This window comes from Clostridium sp. X (genome assembly GCF_055755365.1).
The window spans coordinates 2,040,591-2,063,036 of the sequence record NZ_CM146912.1; the positions used below are offsets into that span (position 1 = coordinate 2,040,591).

General features: G+C 30.2%; 22 protein-coding genes and 1 other annotated feature. All 22 genes read left to right on the forward strand.

Going from position 1 to position 22,446, the window contains the following annotated elements:
- Nucleotides 1–115: 115 nt before the first annotated feature.
- The 22 genes from ACX0KU_RS10250 to ACX0KU_RS10355 all read left to right on the forward strand — a co-directional run bounded on the left by ACX0KU_RS10250 (nucleotide 116) and on the right by ACX0KU_RS10355 (nucleotide 22,247).
- Nucleotides 116–3,361 (forward strand): DEAD/DEAH box helicase, encoded by a 3,246-nt coding sequence (locus tag ACX0KU_RS10250; protein ID WP_472989786.1) that lies wholly within the window; start codon nucleotides 116–118, stop codon nucleotides 3,359–3,361.
- 83 nt (nucleotides 3,362–3,444) lie between these two features.
- Nucleotides 3,445–3,701, forward strand: a binding site (T-box leader).
- A gap of 52 nt (nucleotides 3,702–3,753) precedes the next feature.
- Nucleotides 3,754–4,233: an Lrp/AsnC family transcriptional regulator gene (locus ACX0KU_RS10255; protein WP_472989788.1), complete on the forward strand. Its 480-nt coding sequence runs from the start codon at nucleotides 3,754–3,756 to the stop codon at nucleotides 4,231–4,233.
- Nucleotides 4,230–5,393, forward strand: a complete 1,164-nt coding sequence (locus ACX0KU_RS10260; protein ID WP_472989789.1) for an aminotransferase class I/II-fold pyridoxal phosphate-dependent enzyme — start codon at nucleotides 4,230–4,232, stop codon at nucleotides 5,391–5,393. The genes ACX0KU_RS10255 and ACX0KU_RS10260 overlap by 4 nt, the downstream gene beginning before the upstream one ends.
- A 134-nt stretch (nucleotides 5,394–5,527) precedes the next feature.
- Nucleotides 5,528–6,325, forward strand: coding sequence for an amino acid ABC transporter substrate-binding protein (locus tag ACX0KU_RS10265; RefSeq protein WP_472989791.1), 798 nt, complete (start codon nucleotides 5,528–5,530; stop codon nucleotides 6,323–6,325).
- Between the two features lie 23 nt (nucleotides 6,326–6,348).
- Nucleotides 6,349–6,990 carry an amino acid ABC transporter permease gene (locus ACX0KU_RS10270; RefSeq protein ID WP_472989792.1) on the forward strand — a complete coding sequence of 214 codons (642 nt, stop codon included), beginning with the start codon at nucleotides 6,349–6,351 and terminating at the stop codon, nucleotides 6,988–6,990.
- A gap of 10 nt (nucleotides 6,991–7,000) precedes the next feature.
- The gene (locus ACX0KU_RS10275) at nucleotides 7,001–7,684 is read left to right on the forward strand and encodes an amino acid ABC transporter ATP-binding protein (protein WP_472989793.1); all 684 of its coding nucleotides are present in this window, start codon (nucleotides 7,001–7,003) and stop codon (nucleotides 7,682–7,684) included.
- Nucleotides 7,685–7,814: 130 nt separating this feature from the next.
- Entirely contained in the window at nucleotides 7,815–8,975 is a 1,161-nt protein-coding gene (locus ACX0KU_RS10280) for a radical SAM protein (RefSeq protein WP_472989794.1), read from the forward strand.
- Nucleotides 8,972–9,961, forward strand: a complete 990-nt coding sequence (locus tag ACX0KU_RS10285) for a radical SAM protein (protein WP_472989795.1) — start codon at nucleotides 8,972–8,974, stop codon at nucleotides 9,959–9,961. Before ACX0KU_RS10280 ends, ACX0KU_RS10285 begins: the two co-directional genes overlap by 4 nt.
- A gap of 18 nt (nucleotides 9,962–9,979) precedes the next feature.
- Nucleotides 9,980–10,432, forward strand: coding sequence for a siroheme decarboxylase subunit alpha (gene ahbA, locus ACX0KU_RS10290; protein ID WP_472989796.1), 453 nt, complete (start codon nucleotides 9,980–9,982; stop codon nucleotides 10,430–10,432).
- Nucleotides 10,433–10,451: 19 nt separating this feature from the next.
- A complete protein-coding gene (ahbB, locus tag ACX0KU_RS10295) occupies nucleotides 10,452–10,922 on the forward strand; it encodes a siroheme decarboxylase subunit beta (RefSeq protein WP_472989797.1) in 471 nt (156 codons plus the stop codon).
- 48 nt (nucleotides 10,923–10,970) lie between these two features.
- Nucleotides 10,971–12,197: an arginine deiminase gene (gene arcA, locus ACX0KU_RS10300; RefSeq protein WP_472989798.1), complete on the forward strand. Its 1,227-nt coding sequence runs from the start codon at nucleotides 10,971–10,973 to the stop codon at nucleotides 12,195–12,197.
- A gap of 225 nt (nucleotides 12,198–12,422) precedes the next feature.
- Nucleotides 12,423–14,999: a RyR domain-containing protein gene (locus ACX0KU_RS10305; RefSeq protein ID WP_472989799.1), complete on the forward strand. Its 2,577-nt coding sequence runs from the start codon at nucleotides 12,423–12,425 to the stop codon at nucleotides 14,997–14,999.
- A 32-nt stretch (nucleotides 15,000–15,031) separates the two neighbouring features.
- Nucleotides 15,032–15,157 (forward strand): hypothetical protein, encoded by a 126-nt coding sequence (locus ACX0KU_RS10310; RefSeq protein WP_472989800.1) that lies wholly within the window; start codon nucleotides 15,032–15,034, stop codon nucleotides 15,155–15,157.
- A 23-nt stretch (nucleotides 15,158–15,180) separates the two neighbouring features.
- Complete coding sequence (locus tag ACX0KU_RS10315) at nucleotides 15,181–15,687, forward strand: NAD-binding protein (protein WP_472989801.1); 507 nt, start codon at nucleotides 15,181–15,183, stop codon at nucleotides 15,685–15,687.
- Nucleotides 15,688–15,741: 54 nt separating this feature from the next.
- Nucleotides 15,742–17,031: a uracil permease gene (gene uraA, locus ACX0KU_RS10320; protein WP_472989802.1), complete on the forward strand. Its 1,290-nt coding sequence runs from the start codon at nucleotides 15,742–15,744 to the stop codon at nucleotides 17,029–17,031.
- A gap of 290 nt (nucleotides 17,032–17,321) precedes the next feature.
- Nucleotides 17,322–18,041, forward strand: a complete 720-nt coding sequence (locus tag ACX0KU_RS10325) for a protein kinase family protein (RefSeq protein ID WP_472989803.1) — start codon at nucleotides 17,322–17,324, stop codon at nucleotides 18,039–18,041.
- A gap of 2 nt (nucleotides 18,042–18,043) precedes the next feature.
- The gene (locus ACX0KU_RS10330; protein WP_472989804.1) at nucleotides 18,044–18,532 is read left to right on the forward strand and encodes an LURP-one-related/scramblase family protein; all 489 of its coding nucleotides are present in this window, start codon (nucleotides 18,044–18,046) and stop codon (nucleotides 18,530–18,532) included.
- Between the two features lie 66 nt (nucleotides 18,533–18,598).
- A complete protein-coding gene (locus tag ACX0KU_RS10335) occupies nucleotides 18,599–19,870 on the forward strand; it encodes a M14 family zinc carboxypeptidase (protein ID WP_472989805.1) in 1,272 nt (423 codons plus the stop codon).
- A gap of 181 nt (nucleotides 19,871–20,051) precedes the next feature.
- Nucleotides 20,052–20,498 carry a hypothetical protein gene (locus ACX0KU_RS10340; protein ID WP_472989806.1) on the forward strand — a complete coding sequence of 149 codons (447 nt, stop codon included), beginning with the start codon at nucleotides 20,052–20,054 and terminating at the stop codon, nucleotides 20,496–20,498.
- 2 nt (nucleotides 20,499–20,500) lie between these two features.
- On the forward strand, nucleotides 20,501–20,995 hold the full coding sequence (locus tag ACX0KU_RS10345; RefSeq protein WP_472989807.1) for a hypothetical protein: 495 nt from the start codon (nucleotides 20,501–20,503) through the stop codon (nucleotides 20,993–20,995).
- Nucleotides 20,996–21,154: 159 nt separating this feature from the next.
- Nucleotides 21,155–21,487 carry a rhodanese-like domain-containing protein gene (locus tag ACX0KU_RS10350; protein WP_472989809.1) on the forward strand — a complete coding sequence of 111 codons (333 nt, stop codon included), beginning with the start codon at nucleotides 21,155–21,157 and terminating at the stop codon, nucleotides 21,485–21,487.
- Nucleotides 21,488–21,536: 49 nt separating this feature from the next.
- Nucleotides 21,537–22,247, forward strand: a complete 711-nt coding sequence (locus tag ACX0KU_RS10355) for a Crp/Fnr family transcriptional regulator (protein ID WP_472989810.1) — start codon at nucleotides 21,537–21,539, stop codon at nucleotides 22,245–22,247.
- The last annotated feature ends 199 nt before the right edge of the window (nucleotides 22,248–22,446 follow it).

Sequence of the window (22,446 nt, forward strand, 5' to 3'; positions counted from 1 at the left end):
ACTATTCTTTTTCAATATAAAGATGAGTTTATCCTTGGATTGTTTTTAGATAAAACAAAAAACTTTGTTTATGATATAATTAAAGGATTAAGGATGAAATTACTGAGGAGAAATTATGTTAAGAGAAGATATGTTATTGCAAGTATTTAATGAAGAAACTAGTGGAAATAACTATTCTAAGGGACAAAGAGTTCTCAATAATGATTTAGTTTCTTCCATAGATATTACTAGTGAAGAGGAACTAATCTGTATAGATGGTAATGTGATTTCAGAAAATCTTTTTAATGAATATCATACAAAAATTGAAATGGAAATAGGTAAGAAAAGTGTTTTTTCAACCTACTGTACTTGTGCAGATTATGAGAAGAATGAATTTAAAAAGAAAAATTATTGTTGTAAACATTTAGTAGCAACTTACTATAAAGCACTTGAAGAGCTTGCAAAGCATCATCTTTTAAAAGATGATGCTTTGCAAGAGGAGAGCATATTAAAAAATAAAGGTAACAATTTATTATCTATACTTTTAGGAGAAGAAAAATATAAAGATGAAACAAAAATAGATGTATATATAAATAAAAATGAGTGGAATCACAATATTTCTGCTGAGTTTAAGATAGGACTTAATTCTATGAGCTCTAGCAATCTTTATGTGCTTAAGGATGTTAATCAGTTTTTAGTGGCTTATTATAACAGGGTTCCTATAAGCTACAGTAAAAAATTTATTTTTTCTATAGAAAATCAAAAATTAAGTACAAAGGATAAAAGACTTATAGACTTTATAGAGATGCTAAGAGATATAGAAAAACAGAGTTACATAAGCAAAACTGGAAAGAAAATTATTGAAGGAAAATCTATTAATGTTCCTAAATACTTAGTAAGAGAGTTTTTTGAAGTTGTAAGAAATCATAGAGTTTACTTAAATGAGGGATTTTTTTATAGAGCAGTAGAGACAGAAGTTTTAAATGAGGCTCCAGATATAAATTTTGATTTAAAGACTATAAAGGATAATTATGTACTAAAGTCACCAGATGGAATGCCGACAGTTTTAGGATCTAAAAACAATGTTTTTTTATACGGTACAACTATATATCTTCCAGATTATGATTTTTGTTATAGTATAAATCCCTATCTTAAGGTCTTTAATGAATCAAAAGTTATAACTATTCCTAAATTAGAAGAAGAAACGGTATTAAGAAGACTGATTCCAGACCTAAATATCTTATCTAATAATGTTACTTTATCTAAATCCATAAAGGATAAGATAGTTATGGGGCACTGTGTATTTAAATTTTATTTTGATGAAGAAAATAGAGATATAACATTAATTGTGAAGGTAGAGTATGGTGGATTTCAGTTTAATATTTTTCAGGATTGTGAAGAAAAAATTATATATAGAGATGTAAAAAAAGAAGCTGAGATTATTCAGATTGTAAAAAACTTAGGCTTTGAAGGAATAAAGGAAAAGTTTCATATGACCTTAGAAGAAGACTATATATTTAGATTTTTTAAAAGTGAGATACATAAGCTACAAGCTATAGGAGAGGTGTATTACTCAGAAAATTTTAAGGGAATAAAGTCTATTGGTAAAAAAGGTATAAAGGGAGATATTAAGTCAGGCAAGTATAACTACTTTAACATGGAGTTTAAGATTGGGGATATACCACCAGAAGAGACTACAAATATACTAAGATCTTTTAGAGATAACCTTAAATACTACAAGTTAAAAAGTGGAGAATATCTTGATTTAGAGGAGCTGGAGCTTAAAAGATTTTTAAAACTTCTAGATATAGTCTCGCCTAAAGAGATAAATGATAATAATATTATAGTATCTAAAAATAAAGGTGTTTTTATAGATAGTTATATAGAAGAAAATGATATTAGATATATAAAAGGAAAATCAGAGTTAAAAGAAATAAGAGATAAGTTTAAGAATGTAGATAAGTTAAAATTTAAAGAACCAGAGGATTTAAAAGGGAGTTTAAGGGAATATCAAAAGCTAGGTTATAATTGGTTGAAGACTTTAGATTATCTTGGCTTTGGAGGGATTTTGGGAGATGAAATGGGACTTGGGAAAACCCTTCAAGCCATTACCTTTATATTATCCAATAAAGAAAATAAGACTTTAATAGTGGCACCTACTTCATTAATATACAACTGGATAAGTGAATTTGAAAAATTTGCCCCTAATATATCTGTAGTTGCAATTTATGGTTCTAGAGAAGAAAGGCAGGAAATATTTAAGAATATTAAAAAGTATGATGTGGTCATAACTACATACAATTTACTTAAGAGAGACTTAGAACATTATGAGAAATTAGAATTTGATTATTGTATATTAGATGAAGCCCAGTATATAAAAAATCCAAATTCTCAAAATGCAATATCTGCAAAAAGTATCAATGCAAAGACAAAGTTTGCTCTATCAGGTACTCCAATAGAGAATTCTCTTATGGAGCTTTGGTCTATATTTGACTTTGTAATGCCGGGATATTTATATGATGAAAAAAGATTTAGTGTTCGATATCATAAAAAGCTTAGAGAGAGTCCAGAGGTTATTGAAGATTTAAATAGACTTATAAAACCCTTCATTCTTAGAAGAAGAAAAAAGGATGTTATAAAGGAGTTACCTGATAAGATAGAAAAGAAATTAATGGTAAGTTTAGATGATGAGCAAAAGAAGATTTATAAGATATATGCTGATCATGCAATGGAACTTATTGAAAAAAAGGTAAAGAATGAGGAGTTTAAAAGTAGCAAGATAGAGATACTATCATATATAACAAAATTAAGGCAACTTTGTCTAGATCCTACCGTGCTGATGAAAGAGTACAGTGGTGGTAGTGGAAAAATAGAAGCCTTAGTAGAAGTTTTAAAACAAAGTTTAGAAGAGGGGCACAGAGTACTTGTTTTTTCTCAATTTACCTCTGTTCTTAAAAATATAAGGAAGAGACTTAAAATTGAGAAAATATCTTTTAGTTATTTAGATGGTTCTATTCTTCCAGATAAGAGAATGGATACAGTAAAAGCTTTTAATGAGGGTGAGAATTCAGTATTCTTAATAAGTTTAAAGGCTGGAGGTACAGGACTCAATCTAACTTCAGCAGATATAGTAATTCATTTTGATCCATGGTGGAATCCAGCAGTAGAGGATCAGGCAACAGATAGAGCACATAGAATAGGACAGAAAAATGTAGTAGAGGTCATAAAAATTATAGCTAAGGGTACTATTGAGGAAAAGATTTTATCACTTCAGGAAGATAAAAGAAAACTTATATCACAGCTTATGGGAGACGAATTATCAGATAGCAAAGTTTTTGGGGATTTAAGTGAAGAAGAAATAGTAGAATTATTTAAAAGCTAGTTAAAGAATAATAAAATTTTTAAAAGAGATTGATTTTTCAATTATTCTAGTATAATATATAAAAATAGAAAAACTTTAATTTATTAAAAACTATGACAGGGAAGAGTACATAAAGATTTAATTTAAAGCGAGTCGATGAATGGTGAAAGCACGATATTTAGACTTTGTAGAAAGCAGCCCTTGAGTTTCTTATCGAGAAAGAAGAATTAGTATTCTAATTCTTACAATAGAGACAGACGTGCCCTCACGTTACAGAGGAATAGAACATTTAGTTCTAAATCGAGAGAGTGTTTCATGACACTAACTAGGGTGGTACCGCGAATACTCCTTCGTCCCTTTATGGGATGGGGGATTTTTTGTGTTGTAACTTAAAAAATAGGAGGTAGTATATTATGGAAGAAATTCTTGAAATCTTAGAAAAAGATAGTAGATATAGTATTGAAGACATAGCTACTATGACAGGAAAAAGTGTAGAAGAAGTAGAAGCAGCTATAAAAAAGTATGAGAAAGAGAATGTGATTTTAGGCTATACTACTTTAATAAATTGGGAAAATACAAGTAAAGATAATGTGACAGCTTTAATTGAGGTGAAAATAACTCCGCAGAGAGGAGAAGGCTTCGATAAGGTTGCAGAAAGAATTTATAAATTTTCAGAAGTAAAGGCTTGCTATTTAATGTCTGGTGGTTTTGACTTAACAGTTATTGTTGAAGGCAAAACAATGAAGGATGTAGCATTCTTTGTATCACAAAAGTTAGCAGTACAAGAAGGAGTCTTAAGTACTGGAACACACTTTATACTTAAAAAGTATAAAGATAAAGGCACTATATTTGAAAGTGAACCGAGGGATGATAGGGAGGCTATATTTATATGAAGATAGAAAATATGATTTTACCTAGGGTTAGTAATATGCCGCCCTCAGGAATAAGAAAATATTTCGATATGTTAAATGAGATGAAAGATGTTATATCTCTTGGGGTTGGAGAACCAGATTTTCTTACCCCTTGGAATATAACAGAAGCTGGCATATATTCTTTAGAGAATGGACACACTCACTACTCATCAAATGCGGGACTTATTGAGCTTCGTGAAGAAATCTCTAATTATTTAAAGAGAAAGTATAGTTTAGAATACGATCCTAATGAGCAGATTATTGTGACTGTAGGTGGAAGTGAAGGGATTGATATAGCGCTTAGAGCTTTGATTGGTGAGGGTGATGAGGTAATCATTCCAGAACCAAGCTTTGTTGCATACAAGGGCTGTACTGCTTTTACAGGAGGAACTCCAGTAACTTTAAAGCTTAGAGCAGAGGATGAGTTTAAGCTTACTCCTGAGCTTTTAGAAAGTGCAATCACTCCTAGAACAAAAGTGGTTATAGTACCTTTTCCAAATAATCCAACAGGAGCTACTATGACAAGAGATGAGCTTGCAGCTATTGTTGAGGTGCTTAAGGATAAGGATATAATAGTTTTATCAGATGAAATATACTCTGAATTAACATATGAAGGACAACATGTATCTATAGCAAGCTTTCCAGAAATGAAGGATAAGACTATAGTGATCAACGGATTTTCAAAGGCTTTTGCTATGACAGGCTGGAGGCTCGGATATGTTTGTGCACATCCAGTATTAATAGAAGCTATGAAGAAAATTCACCAATATGCTATTATGTGTTCACCTACAATAGCTCAATATGCTGCTATTGAAGCGTTAAAGAGTGGAGATGATGCTGTAGAGGAAATGGTTAGAGAATACAATAGAAGAAGAAGAGTATTAGTGAATGGATTTCAGAAAATGGGACTAGAATGTTTTGAGCCTAAAGGTGCCTTCTACGTTTTTCCATCTATAAAGTCTACAGGAATGACCTCAGATGAATTCTGTGAAAAGTTACTTATGTCAGAAAAAGTATTAGCAGTTCCAGGTAATGCCTTTGGAGAATGTGGAGAGGGCTTTATAAGAGCTTGCTATGCATCCTCAATGGAAAATATAATAGAAGCGTTAAAGAGAATAGAAAGATTTATATCCTCTAATTAAATTACGAGAATTATTAACAATTTTTTAAAGTTCATAAAAATCTATTGACTTCAATACTTTAGTGTGATAAAGTATTATGTATAAAAGTTAACTCGTAAAATAAATAATTATGTAAATAAATAGGGGGTAAAAATATGAACAAATTAGTAAAAAGTATAATAGCACTAGGAATTGTTGGGGTAACTTCATTAGGATTTGTGGGCTGCAGTAGCACTACAAAAGAGACAGCAGCAAAGAAAAAACTTGTGCTTGGTTTCGATGATACTTTTGTTCCAATGGGATTTAAAGATGAAAAGGGTGAAGTTGTAGGTTTTGATATAGAACTTGCTAAGGAAGTATCTAAGAAAATAGAAACAGAAATCATATTTCAACCTATAGATTGGTCTATGAAAGAAACAGAACTAAATTCTGGTAAAATAGATATGATATGGAATGGTTATACAATAACTGAGGAAAGAAAAGAAAAAGTAAACTTTGCAAGACCGTACTTAGACAATAGACAAGCGATAATAACTCTTGCAGATTCAAAGATAAATAATAAAGCTGACTTAAAAGATGCAAAAGTAGGAGCGCAAAATGGATCAAGTGCAGTAGATGCAGTAAGTAAAGAAGCTGATCTTTTAAAGAGCTTTAAAGATGGTAAGGTTTATACTTTTGAAAGTAATAACGAAGCTTTAATGGACTTAGAGGCAGGAAGAATAGATGCAGTAGTAGCTGATGAAATTTTAGTAAGATATTATATAAGCAAAAAAGGTGCAGAAAAGTATAAAATATTAAAAGATGATTTTGGTAGCGAAACTTATGGTGTTGGTGTAAGAAAAGATGATAAAGAATTATTAGAAAAACTTAACAAAGCTTTAGATGATATGAAGAAAGACGGAACTGCTAAAGCTATATCTGAAAAATGGTTTGGAGAAGACATATTTAAATAAGCATTTTATAGAGGAGGATTTTCATGGATTATATAACTAGCCTGTTACCCCAGGTATTTGAGGGGCTTAAAGTAACGTTACAGGTGTTTATACTAACTTTGGTACTTTCAATACCACTTGGAATATTAGTTTCAGTAGGAAGAATATCTAAGAATGAAATATTAAGCAAAGTAACAGGATTTTATGTGTTAATTATGAGAGGAACTCCTCTTCTTTTGCAAATTTTATTTATATACTACGGATTACCTAACGTAAGAATAAATCTTGATAGATTTCCAGCTACAATATTTGCCTTTACATTGAACTATGCAGCATATTTTGCAGAAATATTTAGAGCAGGAATATCCTCAATAGATGAAGGGCAATATGAAGGAGCTAAAGTACTTGGGTTTTCACAGAGATATACTTTCTTTAGAATTATACTCCCACAAGCTACTAAAAGAATATTACCAGCAGTAGCTAATGAAGTTACTACTCTTGTAAAGGATACTGCACTAGTATATGCAGTTGGACTTGACGAACTTTTAAAGTTTGCAAAGATAGCATCAAATAGAGATGTTTCTTTGGTACCTTATTTAGTAGTTGGAATAGTATATCTAATTTTGATTGCCATATTTACAGAATTATTTAAGCTTATAGAAAAGAAATATAGCTATTATCAATAGGAGGGCAACAATGCTTAAAGTAGAGGGATTAGAAAAACACTTTAATAAAAATAAAGTTCTAAAAGGTGTAAATCTTGAAATTAAGGAAGGAGAAATTACTGTTGTAGTAGGTCCTTCTGGTGGTGGAAAGACAACTCTTCTTAGATGTATTAGTGGGCTTACCAATCCTGATAATGGCTCTATTATGATAAATGGAAAGCACTTATATAAAGAGGGAAAATTAGCATCAAAAAATGAGGAAGTAAATATAAGAAAAGATATAGGATTAGTGTTTCAAAGCTTTAATTTATTTCCACATATGAGTGTTTTAGAAAATATTGTGGAAGCACCAAGAGTTGTACTAGGTATTCAAAAGGAAGAGGCAGAAAAAAAGGCTAAAGAGATATTAAGCTTTTTAGGACTTGAAGATAAGCAAAGTAACTATCCATGTGAACTTTCAGGAGGACAAAAGCAAAGAGTTGCTATAGGGCGTGCTCTTGCTATGGAACCTAAACTGATATGTTTTGACGAACCTACCTCTGCACTAGATCCAAGTATGTCTGGTGATGTAGCAAATCTTATAAGAAAATTAAGTAAGGAAAAATCTATGACAGTTTTAATAATCACCCATGATATGACTTTTGCAACTCAGGTGGCAGATAGAATTTTATCAATGGATAAAGGTGTATTAAAAGAAGAGCATATGTATATGTAATAAAATCCAGTAGTTCTACTAATGTAGAACTACTGGATTTTTTAGTTTTAAGGATAAATTTATGAAACTGAATATAAAAGTGATTTATTGACTATAATCTAAGTTATAAGTTTATAGAGGAGAGATACGCATGCTGGATATTACAAAATTATTATCTTTAAATATAGAAGAAGACTCTATAAGGTATCATAAGGAGTGCGAGAAAAGTACAACAGGAGTTAAAAAAGGAAATGGGCCTGTTGTTGTATGGAATATAACCCATAAATGTAATTATAAATGTGAACATTGTTACTCTAATTCTGGAAGTTTTGAAGAAAAAGAAGAAATGTTATCTTTGGAAGAAGTAAAAAGAATAGTAGATGAATTAGCTTTAGAAAAGGTTCCTGTAATCCTATTATCAGGTGGAGAACCTCTTATGAGAAAAGATATATTCACTATAATAGAATATATAAGAGATAAAGGTATAAATGTGAGTATATCAACTAATGGAAGTCTAATTGATGAGATTACGGCTAAATTATTAAAGAAACTTGGAGTAGGTTATGTAGGAATAAGTATAGATGGAAGTGAAGAAATTAATGATAAATTTAGAGGAGTTAAAGGAGCTTTTTCTAGTTCAATAAAGGCAATTAATAATTGTAAAGATTCTAATCAAAAGGTTGGACTTAGATTTACTCTTCAAAAAAATAACTTTCATAGAGTTCCTTATATTTTAAGTCTTATGGATGAAATGGACATAAAAAGAATATGTTTCTATCATCTAGTTCCACAAGGTAGAGGAAAAGAAATACAAAATCAAATGCTATCCTCAGATGAAACAAGAAAAGTTATGGACTATTTATATACATATTGCAAAGATAAAGAAATAAATACAGAAAAAGAAATACTCACTGTTGATAATCATACAGATGCTCCCTATTTATATTTGAAGCTACTTAAAGAAGATAATGAAAAAGCAAATAAAGTTCTAGAACTATTGAAAATTAATGGAGGGAATAGATCAGGAATGGCTCTTGTTAATATAGACTGGATGGGCAATGTTTATCCTGATCAATTTACTAGATTTTTAAAGTTGGGTAATTTAAAGAATCAAAGCTTTCAGGAGATTTGGCATGGAGATAATAGAGTGCTGAATTCTCTTAGAGATAGAAAAGCACAATTAAAAGGTAAGTGTAATTATTGTAAGTGGCTTCAGATATGTAACGGAAATTTAAGAGCAAGGGCATACAGTGTTAACGAAGATATATGGTCAGAAGACCCGGGGTGTTATTTAATGGAGGGTGAAATATGATAATTTCATGGAATGTAACAAAAAAGTGTAATTTATATTGTAAACATTGTTATAGAGATTCTGAATTTAAGGATTATAAAGAAGAACTGACTACAGGAGAAGGAGAAAAACTGATAAAAGAGATAGCTAAATCAGGTTTTAAAATATTAATTTTAAGTGGGGGAGAACCATTAGTAAGAAAGGATTTATTTCATCTTATATCCTTTGCAAGAAAGCAGGGACTAATCCCTGTCCTTGGAACTAACGGAACCCTTATTACAGAAGAAGTAGCAAAGGATTTAAAAAAAGCAGGAATAAATGGGGTTGGAATAAGTATTGATAGTACACAAGAAGATAAGCATGATGAATTTAGACAAACAAAGGGAAGTTTTAGGAATGCATTAAAAGGAATAGAGAATTGTCTAAAGGAAAATATAAGAGTTCAAATAAATTGTACTGTTACAAAAGATAATAAAGATGAAATCCTAGATATAATAGAGTTTGCTAAAGAAAAAGGAGCAACATCTATGCACCCTTTCTTTTTAGTAGAAGTGGGAAGAGGGAAGAATATAGGAGCTAAAGCACTACAAGAACAAGAATATATGAATCTTATAGATGATATTTTAGATAAACAGTTAGACATAGATATAGAATTAAAACCAACATGTGCTCCTCAGTTTATGGTAAGAGCTAAAAAGAAGGGTATTAATATGCGTTTTACTAGGGGATGCATTGCAGGTATAGATTATTGTTGCATTCTTCCAAATGGTGATGTTAACATATGTCCTTATCTGCAAGTAAAGGTGGATAATGTTAAAGAGAAATCTTTTTATGATATATGGAACAACAATGAAATATTTAATAAACTAAGAGATTATAAATCCTATAGTGGAGAGTGTGGAAAGTGTGAGCATATTTCTATATGTGGTGGATGTAGAGCTAGAGCCTATAAAACAACAGGAGATTATTTTGCAGAAGATCCTATATGTTCAATATGTGGAGCTTAAAGCTTTAAAGGAGATAACATGAAAGAAACAGAAAAAATGATATTAAATGAGATACAAAAAGGTATACCCTTAGAAGAACGCCCCTTTTTAACAATAGCTAAAAAACTGAACTTAGAAGAAGAGGAAGTTATTGATTGTATTAAAAGATTAAAGAAAGAGAAGTATGTAAGACGAATAGGTGGAATAGTAGATGTTAATAAAATAGGTGCGACTAGTACACTTGTAGCTTTGAAGGTAAAAAAAGAATATTTAGAAGAGACAGTTTCTATTATAAATGAATATAATGCTGTTACTCATAATTACGAGAGAGAAGATGAATATAATATCTGGTTTACTTTAATGGCTTCAACAGAAAAAAAACTAGATAATATATTAAAAGAAATTATTGCTAAAGTAAGTTTATACATTGAAGAATCTGTGAATTTACCTAGCAGTACAAAATATAAGACATATGTGTACTTTAATCTATAAAGAAATAAGGTGTTAAATTTTGGATAGACTAGATAAAGAAATATTAATAGAGCTATCAAAGAATATTCCTATATGCAAGAACCCTTATGGGGATATTGCTGGAAAATTAAAAATACCCATAAATACTTTATTTTCAAGAATAAAGGAACTACAGGATATGGGATATATAAAAAGGATTTCAGGTATTCTTGATCATAATAAGACTAACTACAAGTTCAATGCTATGACCGTATGGAAAGTAGATGAGGAAAGTAAAAAAGATATTACAGACGTAATGAGACAAATTTCAAATATTAGTCATATCTATGAAAGAAAGCCAGTTAAAGGTTGGGAATATAATATCTATGGAATGATTCATGCTATAAATAAAGAAGAAATTGAAAGCATAATAAAATATATATCTAATCAGATAAAAACCAGTAATTATAGGGTGCTTTATACAAAGAGACAGTGGAAAAAGACTAGCCCTGTTTTAGAAGAATTACTTTAAGTATATATACTAAAAGTTAGAGTAATCATAAAGAAAGGATGAATAACTATGGACTCTAGTTCAAATATTTCTGTATATAATGAAATAGGGAAATTAAAATCTGTATTACTTCATAGTCCAGGAGAAGAAATTGAAAATATAGTACCTGGTTATTTAAGAAGGCTTTTATTTGACGAAATTGCTTATCTAAAACAGGCCCGTAAAGAACATAATGAATTTGCTGAGATATTAAGAAAAGAAGGTGTGGAGATTCTTTATTTAACAGATCTGATGGCAGAAGTTTTAAAGAATCCGAAAGTCAGGCAGGAATTTTTAATGGAGTTTATGGAGGAGGGAAGAGCTACTACAAAGGGACTACAGGAAGCTCTTTTAGAGTTGTTTAGTTCTTGCTCTCCAAATGAACTTATAAGAAAATGTATAGCTGGAGTTCGTAAAGAAGAGCTTAAACATATTAAGGCAAGATCGTTAGGGGATATGGTGAAAAAACCTTACCCATTTTATCTAGACCCTATTCCAAACCTTTATTTTCAAAGAGATCCCTTTGCTTCAATTGGAAAAGGAATTTCTCTAAATGTTATGTCAAATGTAACTAGAAACAGAGAGACTTTGTTTGCTAAGTATATCTTTAATTATCATCCAAGATTTAAAGGTGTAAAGAGATGGTATAATAGAGATAAAGCTCATTCTATTGAAGGAGGAGATATTTTAGTTCTTTCTCCTAAAATCTTAGCTATAGGAATAAGTGATAGAACAGAGCCTGTAGCTATTGAAAAATTAGCAAAAAATATCTTTAATGCAGAAGAAGAATCATTTGAAGTTATTCTTGCTTTTGATATTCCAAAAACTAGAGCATATATGCATCTAGATACAGTATTTACTATGGTAGATTATGATAAGTTTAGTATATATCCAGGAATTGAGGAGCCTTTAGATGTCTACAGTATAACAAAGGGTAAAGATAAACAAATTAGAATCACTTATGAACACGAGGAATTATCATCAATATTAAAAAGATATTTGAATTTACCAGAAGTAAAGTTAATAAGATGTGGAGATGGAGATCCAATAGCAGCTAGCAGAGAGCAGTGGAGCGATGGAAGTAATACTCTTGCAATTTCTCCAGGAAAAGTAGTTTGCTATGATCGCAATTATATAACAAATGATGCATTGAGAAGAAATAATATAGAAGTTCTGGAATTCCAATCATATGAGCTTTCAAGAGGGCGTGGAGGACCAAGATGTATGAGCATGCCATTAATTAGAGAAGGAATATGATGAATAAAGAGTAGCATACCTAGAATTAGGTTGTTACTCTTTATTTTTTTCAAATATATAATAGATTTATTTAGAATTTATCAATTAATATATAAATATTGTTCTCATTTTTAAAAAATTAAGTTAAAATGATTATAAAAAGCAAAAACACTTGATAACATTTAGCTGTATTACTATAGATATGTATAGATAAATGTTATAGTTTCATATAAAGGGGTGTACATAATGGATGATAAAAATTTAAAGATAGTTGTATCAGGTGATATATGCATAAGCTTCTTACAATGGGTTACTGAACCTAAGATAGATAGAGGTTTAAATTGGCAAAAACATTCAAACATGCATAGTGTTTTGAAACCAGGAGAATCGTTACTTCTAGCAAAACTAGTGGCTTTAGCTACAGGAGTTCCAGTAATTTCTCCTATAATAGAAGACATAGAGTGTAATTTATCAAAAGATTTTTTAAAATCTACTGCAGAATTAGAGTTATTTTCAGTCTATGGAAATAAAAAAACTAGTGATAAAGTATATAGAGTTAAGCGCTTTCTAGGATTCACTGGCCCTTCATCAGGAGCTCCAAAATTACTTCCTATAATTAATGATGATGTTAATGCAGATATAGTTATAATAGATGATGAAGATAATGGATTTAATTCTAATAAGGAATTTTGGCCTTTAGCTATACAATCAACTGAAAAATCACCAATAGTTTTGTATAAGATGAATAATCCTATTGGAACAAATCCTTTATGGAAGCATCTAAAAAAAATTCACATTAATAAGACTGTTGTTATAATTAATGCTGCTGATTTACGATCCAAGGGGGTTAATATAAGCAAAAGCCTTTCATGGGAAAAGACAGCACAAGATTTCTTGTGGCAGATTAACAATAATCCTAATCTTCATTTTCTTTCAAAGTGCCACCATCTTATTGTAGCTTTTGGACTTGAAGGTGCTATTTATTATTCTACTAAAAAGGATAAAGCTGAAGCACAGTTATTTTTCCTTCCATCTGCCGCTGAAGGAAGAACATTTAAAAGAATAGAAGGAAAAATGTATGGATTCACATCTTCTTTTGTAGCTGGAATTGCTCGCAGTATTGCATTAGAAAGCAACAGGGATGAGGAATTATCTACAGCAATAGAAGAGGGTATACGTGACGGAATTGCTGTTGCTCAGAAATATTTTATAAATGGATTTGGTAAAAATGTTGAGGAAGATGAATTTCCGAGTAGGGAAATATTTAATGATGATGAAAATGATATTGTTCAAAACGAGTTGGTACAGGATGTAAAAATACCTGATTTATCTGATATAAATTCTTATTCGCGATGGTATATACTTAAGGATAAAAGCTCTACTAATTTAGCAGAAATAGCATATGATATTGTAAAAAATGGGGTAGAAAGTGCCCTTAAGTTTATACCAATAGCACAATTTGGAAATTTACAAACTGTAGATAGAACAGAAATAGAAAGTTATAGAAGTATTAAGAACCTAATGCTAGAATATATTTCTACTAAAAATTCAGTAAGACCACTTTGTATTGCTGTATTTGGAACTCCAGGTTCGGGAAAATCTTTTGGAGTAACGGAAGTAGCTGCTACAATTGCACCAGAACTAATTAGAAAATTAGATTTCAATTTATCTCAATTTAGAACACCATTAGATCTAATTAGTGCATTTCATAAGGTGAGAGATATTGTTCTAGATGGAAAGCTGCCTTTAGTATTTTTTGATGAATTCGATTCAGCTTTTGAAGGAAAGTTAGGATGGCTTAAATACTTTTTAGCACCTATGCAAGACGGAGTATTTAGAGAGGGAGATAGCATTCATCCTATTGGAAAAGCTATTTTTGTTTTTGCAGGAGGAACAAGTACTACTTTCAAAGATTTTCGTGGAGAAGATATAGAATATGAAGATGAAAAAAAGAAGTTCCTCTTAGAATTTAAGACGGCAAAAGGCCCAGATTTTGTAAGTCGTTTAAGAGGATATGTAGACATTTTAGGACCAAACCAAACAGATAAACAATGGGATCAATTATTTATTATTAGAAGAGCAATGCTATTACGTTCATTATTAGAGCGTAAAGTACCGCATCTTATAAATGATAAGAAGGAAGCTCAAATTGATAATGGAGTATTGAGGGCAATGCTCAAAATACCGAGATATAAACATGAATCAAGATCAATGGAAGCCATACTAGAAATGAGTAGGTTAACTAGTGCGAGAAAATGGGAACAATCTGATTTACCATCTAGAGAACAGCTAAAACTTCATGTAGATGAAGAGCAATTCCTACGACACTTAATGCATGACGCATTTTTTAGTGAAAGCATTGAAAGTCTTGCAATGGCTATTCACGAAAGGTATAGAATGATTAATGCTGATAATACAGATATAGATGCAGATTTTATAATGCCATGGGAAGATTTAAGTGAAGATCTAAAAAAATCTAATCGACATGAAGCTAAAAATATTCCTAATGCGTTGCTTAAAATAAATTATGATCTTGTATATGTTAAATGTAATCCAGAATTTATAGAATTTACACAAAAGGAATTAGATATACTAGCAGAAAATGAGCATATGCGCTGGTACCGTCACAGAAAAAAATCAGGATGGAAATATAGTAATGTTAAAGATCACAAGAGAAAGACAGATCCTGCTCTTGTACCATGGGATAGTTTGCCAGAACAAAAAAAGAATAAAGTATATGAAATAGTTAAGATTTTGCCTGAGATATTATCAAAGTCAAATTTTAAATTAGAGAGAATGAAATCAGAGGATACTTGTGATTAATAAAAAATAGATGAGTTATAAAAATAAAAGCTATGTCAAAGCTAATAGACATAGCTTTTATTTTTTTCATTATTTTAATATATAATGTAGAGTATTTTGCAAAAGGTATGGTAAAGATGGTTCAACTTAAAGTTGGAGAAGGAATGCCTATTATTTGACTAGTCTATTGCTATAACTAGGAATGAATGTAAAAATAATAGAGATAGATAAGCAGAGGTGGTTGGAACTTTCTGAGCTTCTTCCAAAGGCACTTATTATTAATGCTGATGGTACAGATGAAGAATTTTTATTATCTGAAAATATAAATAATATAGATGCTTATATAGCAGTAACAGGAATTGATGAGGAAAATGTTTTATCATCCTTGCTAACAAAACAAAATGGAGTAAAAAAAGTTATTACAAAAATAAGTAGAACAAACTATGCTAACCTAGTAAGTGAAGCAGCAGTTATGATTCCTTCACTTTTAGTAGACAGTTTTTTGAAGCAAGTTCAGGACTTACAACTACTGGATCAAGTATACTTACGAATGTTGAAAGTTTACCTAGAGGTAGTCATAATGTTTGTTGGTGGATGTGCAGGGTCAACAGCAGGAGGAATTAAAAACATTAGAATTTTATTATTATTTAAGATTATGAGAAGGATTATTGCTTATTGTTCCAACCTTTTGGAGAAGATAAAGTTATAATGTTTTGTAAGAAAGAAGTAAATTTTTCTTAAGAAACCAGAAGGAGATAATTCAATGTCAATTAAAAATTCACAAAATGAAACAGCAATAATAGATGTTCACGAAAAAGTGCCACTAGGAAAGGCTATTCCTTTGAGTTTTCAACACTTATTTGCTATGTTCGGAGCATCGGTATTAGTACCTGTATTATTTAAGATTGATCCTGCAATTGTATTATTTTTTAATGGGATAGGTACATTACTATATGCGTTTTTAACAAAGAGAAAAATTCCAGCTTTTCTAGGATCAAGTTTTGCTTTTTTATCACCTGCATTTTTTTTGATGGAACAAGGATATGATTTCTCATATGTTCAAGGGGGATTTGTAGTATCAGGATTAATTTTTGCTTTAGTAGGAATAATTGTAAAGTATACAGGAATTCAATGGATTAACAAAGTATTTCCGCCAGCATCAATGGGAGCTATAGTTACTATTATAGGTTTAGAATTAGCCCCTACAGCGGCGGATATGGCTGGATTTCCAGTAGGAGGTGCTAATACACAAGTATTTAATCCAACTTGGGTTACAGTATCAATGATAACATTATTAACAGTTGTATTTTGTTCAGTATTATGTAGAGGATTTTTAAAAGTAATACCAATATTGATAGGTGTTGTAGTTGGATATATTACATCATGGGCTATGGGATTAATTAACTTTGATGGAGTAGCAAAAGCTAGTATGATTGTAATTCCTAACATGCAACTAGCTAAGTTCGATATTAATGCAATTATTATAATACTACCAGCTACCTTCGTTGTAGTAGCAGAGCATATAGGACATCTTACTGTAACAAGTAGTATAATGGGGAGAAACCTTGCAAAAGATCCAGGATTGCATAGATCACTATTAGGTGATGGGCTATCAACTGCTTTATCAGGTATGTTTGGATCTGTTCCAACAACGACTTATGGAGAAAATATAGGAGTTATGGCTATAACTAAAGTGTATAGTACCTATGTTGTAATGGGTGCAGGAGCCTTATCTATTCTTCTTGCTTTCTCAGGAAAACTATCATCTATTATAAATAGTATTCCAATTCCTGTTATAGGCGGAATATCACTGTTGCTTTTTGGAACAATTGCTACATCAGGATTAAGAACTTTTATTCAGGAGAAAGTAGACTTTTCAAGGTCAAGAAATTTGATATTAACATCCGTAATATTAATAATTGGACTCAGTGGAATAAGAATACAAATCGGAGTAGTTGAATTAAAAGGAATGGCATTAGCTACAATGATAGGAATAGTATTAAATTTAGTATTTATAATACTTGATAAGTTTAATCTAATGAATGAAGAATAGTAAAATCATTGATTCTAAAATTTTATATAACTAAATAATTTACACAAAAGTAGATTTTTAAGAGTCTGATTTTTGTATTTCATTAATGTAGTTTTAGGACTTATATGCTGCATCATATGGATTAATCTTTTTTATGTAATTTTCAAAAGAAAAATATTTATGTCAAAATAATTCTCAGGGGAATTAAAAATAAATAGATATAAATAAATATAATACCCCTCTAAATTTTATCTCTTATACGTATAACACAGATGTGGCAATATACGACAAAATTATACAAGAGGTGAAGTATGAGTAATAGTAGATGGTATTCAGAAGAGAAGCAATGTTTAGAGGGGGAATTGTTAGAAACTTATGTGATGAATAAACACATTTTAAGTATTGACGAGATATATAGAATTATATTAAACTTATGCACAATTATAGAAGGATTTCACAAAGGAGACTTTTTTTGTATACATAGAGAACTTAATCCATCAAATATAGTTATTATGAAGAATAAAGAGGTTACTCTAACGTATAAAAAAAGTGATTTATATATGTTTCATAGCAGAAATACTAGTTTGAAAAATCATAGACTATGGAAAATGAGCAAACAAAATGATTTGCATAGTATAGGAATGATTATGTATTTTATGGCAACAGGTAAGTATGTCTATACAATTTTAGATGTTTTTATAGATGATAATTATCCAGATAATATAGATAAGAGTTTAAAGAAAATAATACATAGATGTTTTAAAGAAAATGATAAAGATAAATATTTTTCAGTAAAAGAACTTAGTGAAGAGATTACTATAGAAATGTTAAAGAATATTAAGTATAAAGAGATTATCAATTCAATTAATTTAGATTCAAAAATAATTATTACTAAACAAAGAAGAGAAAGGACAATAAAGCCTACTACAATTACATATATTAATAAAGGGATGAATTACTTTAAGCATATTATAAGAGAAAGTAGAAAAAATTTTGAAGTATCTATAAAATATCTTAAGGAGGAACTTTAAATATGAGATATAAAATTCGTCAACGAATTTTTAGCTTTGGAGATAATTTTACAATTAAAGATGAAAATGAGAGGCCCTTTTTCATTGTTAGAGGAAAGGTGTTTAGTTTTGGAGACAAGCTAGCCTTAGAAGATTTAAATGGAAATCAGCTATTTTATATTGAACAAAAATTGTTTAAACTTTTACCAGAATATATTATTCATCAAAATGATAAGCCAGTAGCTAGAGTAAAGAAAGAGTTTACTTTTTTTAAGCCAAAATTTGATATTGAAAGTAACTTTGGACAATATGAAATGGAGGGTGATATTTTTTCTCATGACTTTCAGATACTAAAAAATGGGAGAGTTGTAGCAGGGATAAATAAAAAATGGTTTTCTTTTTCAGATACTTATGGGGTGGAAATTGCAGATGGAGAAAATCAAGCATTTTTACTAGCATTAGTTATTGTAATTGATCAGGTAATCCATGATAACAATAAAAATAATAAATAGTAAAAGATTCACAAAACCACTTTGAAATCATATAGTAATATGATAGCTATTATTAAGGTGGTTTTTATGAGAGTACTAAGATTAGGTTCTAATGGTTCAGATGTCATGAAATTGCAGGCAGTTTTAAGAAAGATAGGGTATAATCCTGGTCCCATAGATGGAGTATTTGGAAATCAGACAAGGGATGCGGTGATACAGTTTCAAAGGAATAATTGGCTAACACCAGATGGAGTAGTAGGAACAAATACTTATAACGCTTTAAGAAAGTTTTTTCAAGGATATGTAACCTATACTATAAAACCAGGAGATACACTATATGCTATAGCAGCAAGACATTATACTAGTGTAGGAAGGATACTTGTTGCAAATCCAGGTATAAGACCAAATAATCTAATGATAGGTCAAAGAATTACAGTGCCCTATGGAATTGATGTCGTAGATACAAACATTAATTATACTTATGAAGTTCTTGAAAATGATATTCAAGGATTAAAAGCAAGATATCCATTTATAGAAGTAGGGGTTGCTGGTAAGAGTGTTCTGGGAAAAAATATATACTATATAAAGCTTGGTAATGGACAAAATCAAGTTTTTTATAATGGAGCTCATCATGGATTAGAGTGGATTACAGTACCACTTCTTATGAAGTATATTGAAGACTTTTCAGAAGCATATGTAGACGGAGTAAGTATAAGAGGATATGACATAAGAGAAATATGGAATACTAGTAGTATTTATATAATACCAATGGTAAATCCAGATGGAGTAGATTTAGTTCTCAATGGACTCGAAAGAGATAACCCTTACTATTCAAGACTTATACAGTGGAATAATGGAAGTACAGATTTTTCAAAGGTATGGCAAGCAAATATAAGAGGGGTAGATTTAAATCATAATTATGATGCATCATGGAACTTATCAAAAGAAGCTGAAAAGGAATACGGAATTACGGGTCCGGGCCCAACTAGGTACTCAGGGCCAGCACCAGAGTCAGAGCCGGAGAGTAAGGCAGTAGCGGATTTTACTAGAAATCACAACTTCAGACTAGCATTAGCATATCACAGTCAAGGAGAAGTAATATATTGGACTTACTCAAATATAGTGCCGCCAGATTCAAGAAGAATTGGAGAGTTATTTTCAAAGGCTAGCGGATATGTATTATCACAAACTTCTGGAATAGCTTCTTATGCTGGGTATAAGGATTGGTTCATTGAAGAATTTAGAAGACCAGGTTATACCATAGAGGTTGGTAGAGGAAGAAACCCACTTCCAATATCACAATTTAATGAAATATATAATGATAATATAGAGATTCTGCTTTTGGCACCAATTGTATAGAAAATAAAATAAGTAATCAATTTATTTAGTAGCTAGTTTATAGTTTTTTCTGAAATCCAAAAAATATATATATAAACTAGCTATGTTTATTTGCAAATATTTTATATAGAGATTATAATATATTTGAATTAAATTAGCTCCTCTTTATGAGGAATTTTTTAGTTTATAGGAGGTATTACAAATGAAAAGAGAAAATGGGTTTAAAGTTAGTATAGCTATAATAGCTATTTTAGTTGTGGTAGTAGGATATTTTGTTATTAATAACTTTATGAGTGGAGAAAAAGGAAATAAGACTATTGTAGTCACTATTAAAGATGGCAGCACTAACAATATCTTAGTTGATAAGAAAAAGTATAAAACGGATGCGGAAAATTTAGGTACTTTTTTAGATCAATATAAAGAAGAATTTCAAGTAGAAATGGAAACTTCTAAATATGGAAGATTTATAACAGGATTAAAAGGGATTAAGACCACTGATATGAATAAGGGACCATGGTGGATGTATGGATATAAGTCTCCAAGTCAAAATACTAATATGAAGGTTGGAGAAGCACCTGGAGCAGATACACTTGGATTGCATGATAAAGATGAAGTAGAATTTGTATTCACAAATAATATTGGTCAATAAAGATGAGTACTAGAGAACTGACGAGAATAGCAATACTTGCTGCTTTGCTTTATGTAATTCAGTTTTTTGGATCTTTTATACTATATTTTGAATGGGTAAATTTTATAATTTTATTATATGGAGTATATCTTAAACGTAAAGAAGCATGGCTTGCCGTAGTGGTATTTTGCTTTATGATTATGTTGACTCGAGGAATAGCTCTTTGGAGTTTAGCATATTTATTGGTATTTCCTCAGTATGCACTTATATATTCATTTTTAAAAAACTATTTTAAAAGTGAATATACACTAGCAATCTTAGGTTTTATACTAGCATTTTTGTGTGGTACACTTATAGATATGCCTTATATTCTAAGTGCTGGATTGGATTATAGAGCATTAATTATTAGATTATTAGTTGGATTTCAGGTATCTTTAGGAAGTGGAATAATTACGTTTATATCGACTTTATTTCTTTTAAAGCCACTAGAAAGAGTTTTTGTTATTACTAAAACATGAGATTAGAGAATATGAGTATTTTCTAAGTAAAATAGAAAATAATATAAATAATAAAGTAATAAATGAATAATTTAAAAGCCTAAATAGAATTAATTCTATTTAGGCTTTTAAATTTCCAATTTACAGAATAAGTATTTTTGTTTATGGAGGAGGAAAAGTATGTTTTTAGAACTTGCAAAAGAGAATTTTAAATCAATAAGTGTTAAAGAAATAGAAAATTTATTAGATAAAATACAACTAATAGATATAAGAGAGCCTTATGAATATATGGATGGGCATCTGCCAAAAGCAAAAAATATTCCAATGGCTAATATTTTAAGTGAAACAGAAAAGTATTTAAACAAATCAGATGAATATTATATTATTTGCAGATCAGGAGTAAGAAGTTCAATGGCATGTAATGAATTAGCAGCTAAGGGTTATAAAGTGATTGATATATTAGGTGGAACAGGTTCTTATAGAGGTTCTCTAAGAAGAAATATAATTAATTAATGCATTAGAACCTTCTTTTTAGTAAAGAAAGAAAGTAGGTAGTAAGCTTATGAAAGAATGTAGTTGTGGAAACTGTTCTCATGACCTTTGCACAAGAAAGGTACCCATATTTTCAGCTCTTTCAGAGTATGAAATGATAAAAATTATAAATATGACAGGGCATAAAAGCTATAAAAGAGGAGAAGTGCTTTGTCGGGAAGGAGAAGTATCTGATACTTTATATATATTAAATGAAGGTAAAGTGAAGTTATCTAAAGTAACAAAATATGGAAAAGAACAAATAATTCATATACTCGGTAGTGGAGATTTTTTTGGAGAACTAAACTTATTTAGTGACAGTGAATTATATAACTTTGATGCACATGCCATATCGGAGCTTAAAGTGTGTACATTAACAAAAGATGATATGCATAATATTATTCTTAATAATCCTGAAATTTCACTAAAGATACTCAAAGAGGTTACAAGGAGACTTACTGAAACGGAAAATTTAGCACAGAATCTTGCTACTAACGATGCTGAAGTTAGAATTGCATATATGATATTAGAGTTTGGTGAAAAATATGGAGTATATAGCAATGAAGGATTAAAAATAAAACTACCTGTTAATAGAGAGGAAATGGCAAACTATTGTGGCATCACAAGAGAAACCATAAGCAGAAAACTTACAAAGTTTGAAGAATTAGAAATAATAAAGCTTGAAGGCACCAGGGTAATTGTCATAAAGGATGAAAAAGCCTTAAGAGAATATGGACAATAAAAGGTATATTATTCATTAGCCCAGTTAAAAAACAGCTTTTAAACTAGAGTAAACACTCTAGCTTAAAAGTTGTTTTTAATTTTTAGAATCATGGATAAATATTTAGAATGTGATTTCAATCATATTTTTAAAGTGTTAAAACAGATAAAATTTAATCATAGAAAACAAAGATAACAGGATGTCCAAATACAAGGAGGAA

What these genes read in the sequence shown, in the direction of transcription:
- ACX0KU_RS10250 (WP_472989786.1), top strand. Translation starts at nt 116, where the DNA reads ATGTTAAGAGAAGATATGTTATTGCAAGTATTTAATGAAGAAACTAGT.
- ACX0KU_RS10255 (WP_472989788.1), top strand. Translation starts at nt 3,754, where the DNA reads ATGGAAGAAATTCTTGAAATCTTAGAAAAAGATAGTAGATATAGTATT.
- ACX0KU_RS10260 (WP_472989789.1), top strand. Translation starts at nt 4,230, where the DNA reads ATGAAGATAGAAAATATGATTTTACCTAGGGTTAGTAATATGCCGCCC.
- ACX0KU_RS10265 (WP_472989791.1), top strand. Translation starts at nt 5,528, where the DNA reads ATGAACAAATTAGTAAAAAGTATAATAGCACTAGGAATTGTTGGGGTA.
- ACX0KU_RS10270 (WP_472989792.1), top strand. Translation starts at nt 6,349, where the DNA reads ATGGATTATATAACTAGCCTGTTACCCCAGGTATTTGAGGGGCTTAAA.
- ACX0KU_RS10275 (WP_472989793.1), top strand. Translation starts at nt 7,001, where the DNA reads ATGCTTAAAGTAGAGGGATTAGAAAAACACTTTAATAAAAATAAAGTT.
- ACX0KU_RS10280 (WP_472989794.1), top strand. Translation starts at nt 7,815, where the DNA reads ATGCTGGATATTACAAAATTATTATCTTTAAATATAGAAGAAGACTCT.
- ACX0KU_RS10285 (WP_472989795.1), top strand. Translation starts at nt 8,972, where the DNA reads ATGATAATTTCATGGAATGTAACAAAAAAGTGTAATTTATATTGTAAA.
- ahbA (WP_472989796.1), top strand. Translation starts at nt 9,980, where the DNA reads ATGAAAGAAACAGAAAAAATGATATTAAATGAGATACAAAAAGGTATA.
- arcA (WP_472989798.1), top strand. Translation starts at nt 10,971, where the DNA reads ATGGACTCTAGTTCAAATATTTCTGTATATAATGAAATAGGGAAATTA.
- ACX0KU_RS10305 (WP_472989799.1), top strand. Translation starts at nt 12,423, where the DNA reads ATGGATGATAAAAATTTAAAGATAGTTGTATCAGGTGATATATGCATA.
- ACX0KU_RS10310 (WP_472989800.1), top strand. Translation starts at nt 15,032, where the DNA reads ATGTCAAAGCTAATAGACATAGCTTTTATTTTTTTCATTATTTTAATA.
- ACX0KU_RS10315 (WP_472989801.1), top strand. Translation starts at nt 15,181, where the DNA reads ATGAATGTAAAAATAATAGAGATAGATAAGCAGAGGTGGTTGGAACTT.
- uraA (WP_472989802.1), top strand. Translation starts at nt 15,742, where the DNA reads ATGTCAATTAAAAATTCACAAAATGAAACAGCAATAATAGATGTTCAC.
- ACX0KU_RS10325 (WP_472989803.1), top strand. Translation starts at nt 17,322, where the DNA reads ATGAGTAATAGTAGATGGTATTCAGAAGAGAAGCAATGTTTAGAGGGG.
- ACX0KU_RS10330 (WP_472989804.1), top strand. Translation starts at nt 18,044, where the DNA reads ATGAGATATAAAATTCGTCAACGAATTTTTAGCTTTGGAGATAATTTT.
- ACX0KU_RS10335 (WP_472989805.1), top strand. Translation starts at nt 18,599, where the DNA reads ATGAGAGTACTAAGATTAGGTTCTAATGGTTCAGATGTCATGAAATTG.
- ACX0KU_RS10340 (WP_472989806.1), top strand. Translation starts at nt 20,052, where the DNA reads ATGAAAAGAGAAAATGGGTTTAAAGTTAGTATAGCTATAATAGCTATT.
- ACX0KU_RS10345 (WP_472989807.1), top strand. Translation starts at nt 20,501, where the DNA reads ATGAGTACTAGAGAACTGACGAGAATAGCAATACTTGCTGCTTTGCTT.
- ACX0KU_RS10350 (WP_472989809.1), top strand. Translation starts at nt 21,155, where the DNA reads ATGTTTTTAGAACTTGCAAAAGAGAATTTTAAATCAATAAGTGTTAAA.
- ACX0KU_RS10355 (WP_472989810.1), top strand. Translation starts at nt 21,537, where the DNA reads ATGAAAGAATGTAGTTGTGGAAACTGTTCTCATGACCTTTGCACAAGA.